Origin of the sequence: Azospirillum sp. B506, assembly GCF_000333595.1 — a bacterium.
GTDB lineage: Bacteria > Pseudomonadota > Alphaproteobacteria > Azospirillales > Azospirillaceae > Azospirillum.
Genome location: NZ_BADK01000300.1, coordinates 1 through 4,111, shown reverse-complemented (window position 1 = coordinate 4,111; position 4,111 = coordinate 1). Strand labels below are relative to the sequence as shown.

Sequence of the window (4,111 nt, the reverse complement as noted above, 5' to 3'; positions counted from 1 at the left end):
CCAGTTCCGGCGTCATCTTGCGCCCGGTGAGGCGGCGCGCCGCCCGGACGGAACGCTGGGAGCGGTCGCGCGCCCTCAGGGACTCCAGGATCTCCAGCGCGGCCGTGTTGCCCGACGCCTTCAGTGCGTCCTCGAATTCCTTCAGCGTCGCCATAAGTCCTCTCCTGCTTTCCCTTGCCGGTTCCCCGCAGCGACCGGCAAGATCACAGATAGTTCGTCCGATGGCGACGGAAAAGCCGCGATTGGACTCGGTGCAGATGCGAAATCAGGCCGGAAAGCGCAGATCGATCCGCGTGCCGGCCCCTTCGGCCGGGCCATGGCTCAACCGGCCGGACAGTTGGGCGGCCAGGCTCTGGATGATCTTCCAGCCCAGGCTGGGCAGGCGCTGCCCATCGAAGCCGTCGGGCAGGCCGACCCCGTCGTCCATCACCAGCAGGTGAAGCTGGCCGGGCTGGTCCGGCACCTCGTGCAGCTCGATGACGATGGTGCCGTCTTTGCGGCCGGCGAAGGCGTGCTTCAGGCTGTTGGTCAGCGCCTCGACGATCAGCATGGCGAGCGCCAGCAGCCGTTCGGGCGACTGCGGCGCCGCCCGCACCGTCACGCGGCAGGACACACCGGACACGCCGGCCGCCGCCAGCATGTCCCGGCACAGCCCGTCGATGTGGCGGCCGAAATCGTCGCCGGAGCGGGGATCGTGCAGCCGCCGGTGCACCCGCGCCATGGTGTCGAGCCGCTGGCCCGCCTCCTCCAGCGCCGCCCACGCCCCTTCCGGCGTGTGCCCGACCGTCCGTTTCTGCAGTTCCAGCAGGGCGGAGACGAACTGCATGTTGTTGGCGACGCGGTGTTGCAACTCGTGGAACATGGTGGTCTGCGCCTCCAGCAGCGAGGCGGTCCGGCCGCGCTCCTCCTGCAGGCGGGCCGTCGTCACCTGCATGCCGTGGATCACCGCGATGTCCACCGCGACGATCACAGCATAGAAGGCCAGCGCCAGCCCGACGGAGGGACTGAAAGCAAAACTTTCGTAGGGCGGGATGAAGAAGTACCAGGCCGCCAGCCCCGACAGCACTGCCGTCACCACCGCCGGCCCCAGGCCGGCGATGAAGGTGGTCAGGATCACCGCCGGGAAGAAGGTCAGATAGGGAAAGCCTGGCGGCAAGGCGCCGTCGGCGGCCAGACGCAGCAGAAGCGCCGCGGCGAAGGTCAGCAGAGCCATGGCGAAGCGCGGCACCGGACCGCGCCGCAGCAGCGAAAATCGGGCAAACCACTGCCAGACCGGCCGATCGGACCCCATTCCTGCGTTATCTCCCGCAATTTCCCGCACAGACATATGACCGGCACCCGTCGCTTGTAAGTGCAGGACCAAGCCCATGCACGTGAAATATCGGGCGGCCCCCGTGACCATCTGAGGGCGAAGCGAAAGCGGTGCCTTCGCCGGACGGGCGGCAGTTTTGTCCAAAGCTGTTCACAACTCTGCCACAGCCGTTCATGCCGGGCGGGCACTTTGTTCAATCCACGGCGCGATTGTGAGGACACGCGGCGGCCGGAGCCTCCTGCCCCGGCCCCCCCGAATGACCAAGGCTGAAGGAGCCACGCCCCGTGAAGTCCCATCTGAGCGCGCTCGCCATCGCGGCCACCCTGTCCGTCTCCGCTCTCGCCCTGTCCGGCACGGCCCAGGCCGGCGCCACCTTCGACGGCGTGAAGCAGAAGGGCTATGTCCAGTGCGGCGTCAATCTGGGCCTGTACGGCTTCTCCGCCCCGGACGACAAGGGCAAGTGGTCGGGCCTCGACGTCGACATGTGCCGCGCCGTCGCCGCCGCCATGTTCGGCGATGCCGAAAAGGTGAAATACACCCCGCTGTCGGCGCAGCAGCGCCTGCCGGCGCTCCAGTCCGGCGAGATCGACCTGCTGGCCCGCAACACCACCCGCACCCTGACCCGCGACACCGCCAACGGCCTGAACTTCGCGCCGACCAACTATTATGACGGCCAGGGCTTCATGGTGTCGGCCAAGCTTGGGCTGAAGAGCGCCAAGCAGCTGAACGGCGCCACCGTCTGTGTCCTGCCCGGCACCACCACCGAGCAGAACGTGTCGGACTACTTCCGCGCCAACAAGATGACCTTCAAGCCGGTCGTCATCGAGAAGAACGAGGAGCTGAACAAGGCCTTCTTCGCCGGCCGCTGCGACGCCCTGACCTCCGACGCCTCGCAGCTGGCCGCCATCCGCGCCGCCGAGGTGCAGAACCCCAACGACTACGTCATCCTGCCCGAGCTGATCTCCAAGGAGCCGCTGTCCCCCGCCGTCCGCCAGGGCGACGAGGAGTGGATGAACCTGGTCACCTGGGCCTTCTACGCCATGGTCCAGGCCGAGGAGAAGGGCCTGACGTCGGAGAATGTCGACGCCGCCATGACCTCCGCCGACCCCGACGTGAAGCGCCTGCTGGGCGTCACCGCCGGCAACGGCAAGGCGCTGGGCGTCGAGGAGAACTGGGCCTACGCCATCATCAAGCAGGTCGGCAACTACGCCCAGAGCTATGAGCGCAACGTCGGCACCGGCTCCAAGCTGAAGATGCCGCGCGGCCAGAACGCCCTCTACACCGAAGGCGGCCTGATGTACGCCCCGCCGATGAAGTAAGGGCGCCTCCCTCTCTTCCCCTTCCGGGGGAAGGGAGGGCCTTTCACCCCCGCACGGAGCAACACCATGACAAACCCGGTCCAGGCGCTGAATTCCGCGCGCGTGCGGGGGTGGCTGTATCAGGCTCTGTTCCTGGCCTGCGCCCTCGCCGTCGCCTGGTATCTCGTCTCCAATACGCTGACCAACCTCGCCACCCGCGGCGTCGCCACCGGCTTCGGCTTCCTGCACCGCGAGGCCGGCTTCGAGATCGGCGAGAGCCTGCTCTCCTATTCCGCCTCCGACACCTACCTGAAGGCGCTGGTCGTCGGCCTGCTGAACACGCTGGCGGTGTCGGCCGCCGGTGTCGTGCTGGCGACCGTGCTGGGCGTGCTGATCGGCATCGGGCGGCTGTCGTCGAACTGGATGGTGAACCGCTTCGCCACCCTGTATGTCGAGACGGTGCGCAACGTCCCGCTGCTGTTGCAGCTGGTGGTCTGGTACACCATCCTGAACCGGCTTCCCAGCCCGCGCGAGGCGCTGGAGGTGCTGCCGGGCATCTTCCTCAGCAACCGCGGCATGAAGTTCCCGGTGCTGGTCGAGCATGCCGGCCATGGCTGGATCCTGCTGGCGCTGGTCGCCGGCATCGCCGCCGCCATCGCCGTCGTCCGCTTTGGCCGCCGCCGCCGCGAGGCCACCGGCAAGCCCTTCCCCACCCTGCCGGTCGCCATCGCCGCCCTGCTGCTGCCGCCGGCCCTCGCCTTCATCGTCACCGGCGCCCCGCTGGCCTTCGACGTGCCGGCATTGGCCGGCTTCAACTTCGAGGGCGGCGGGTCGGTCACCCCGGAATTCACCGCGCTGCTGATCGGCCTGTCGGTCTACACCGCCGGCTTCATCGCCGAGATCGTGCGCTCCGGCATCCTCGCCGTGCCGCACGGCCAGACCGAGGCCGGGCTGGCGCTCGGCCTGTCGCCGGGCAAGATCCTGCGCCTCGTCATCCTGCCGCAGGCGCTGCGCGTCATCGTGCCGCCGCTGACCAGCCAGTATCTGAACCTGACCAAGAACAGCTCGCTGGCCGTCGCCATCGGCTATCCGGATCTGGTCAGCGTCTCCAACACCTCGGCCAACCAGACCGGCCAGGTGGTGGAGGCGGTGGCGATGATGATGCTCGTCTATCTCATCATCAGCCTCGCCATCTCCGGCTTCATGAACTGGTACAACCGCCGCGTGGCTCTGGTGACCCGATGAGCAAGCAGTTCCCGGCCGATCAGGCCCCGATTCCCACCGCTCCCGTCCCCCCCGCCCATTGGGCCGCGTCCTACGAGGAAGAGCCCACCCAGGCCTCGACCCCGCCGCAGGCCAACGGCATGACGGCGCTGAAGCCCTTCGGCTGGGCCCCCATAAGCTGGACACGGAACAATCTGTTCAACACGCCGCTGAACACGGCGCTGACCGTCGCCTGCCTCGCCCTGCTGTGGCTGGTGGTGCCGCCGATGGCGAACTG

3 protein-coding genes and 1 pseudogene are annotated in these 4,111 nt (G+C 68.0%); 3 read left to right on the top strand and 1 reads right to left on the bottom strand.

Annotation, left to right across the window (positions count from 1 at the left end; translation table 11 throughout):
* Window positions 1-265 precede the first annotated feature (265 nt).
* Window positions 266-1,291 (bottom strand): sensor histidine kinase, encoded by a 1,026-nt coding sequence (locus tag I71_RS09355; RefSeq protein ID WP_049976010.1) that lies wholly within the window; start codon window positions 1,289-1,291, stop codon window positions 266-268.
* A 305-nt stretch (window positions 1,292-1,596) separates the two neighbouring features.
* On the opposite strand from I71_RS09355, the gene I71_RS09350 reads away from it, so the two are divergent.
* The 3 genes and pseudogenes from I71_RS09350 to I71_RS09340 all read left to right on the top strand — a co-directional run.
* Window positions 1,597-2,631, top strand: a complete 1,035-nt coding sequence (locus I71_RS09350) for an amino acid ABC transporter substrate-binding protein (protein WP_042694176.1) — start codon at window positions 1,597-1,599, stop codon at window positions 2,629-2,631.
* Window positions 2,632-2,697: 66 nt separating this feature from the next.
* Entirely contained in the window at window positions 2,698-3,855 is a 1,158-nt protein-coding gene (locus tag I71_RS09345; protein ID WP_042694174.1) for an amino acid ABC transporter permease, read from the top strand.
* Window positions 3,852-4,111 (top strand): annotated as a pseudogene (locus tag I71_RS09340) (amino acid ABC transporter permease); the annotation flags it as partial. The gene I71_RS09345 and the pseudogene I71_RS09340, both read left to right, overlap by 4 nt.

Bases quoted from the DNA above. Each gene is read 5' to 3' on its own strand.
- I71_RS09355 (WP_049976010.1), bottom strand. From the start codon at position 1,291: ATGGGGTCCGATCGGCCGGTCTGGCAGTGGTTTGCCCGATTTTCGCTG.
- I71_RS09345 (WP_042694174.1), top strand. From the start codon at position 2,698: ATGACAAACCCGGTCCAGGCGCTGAATTCCGCGCGCGTGCGGGGGTGG.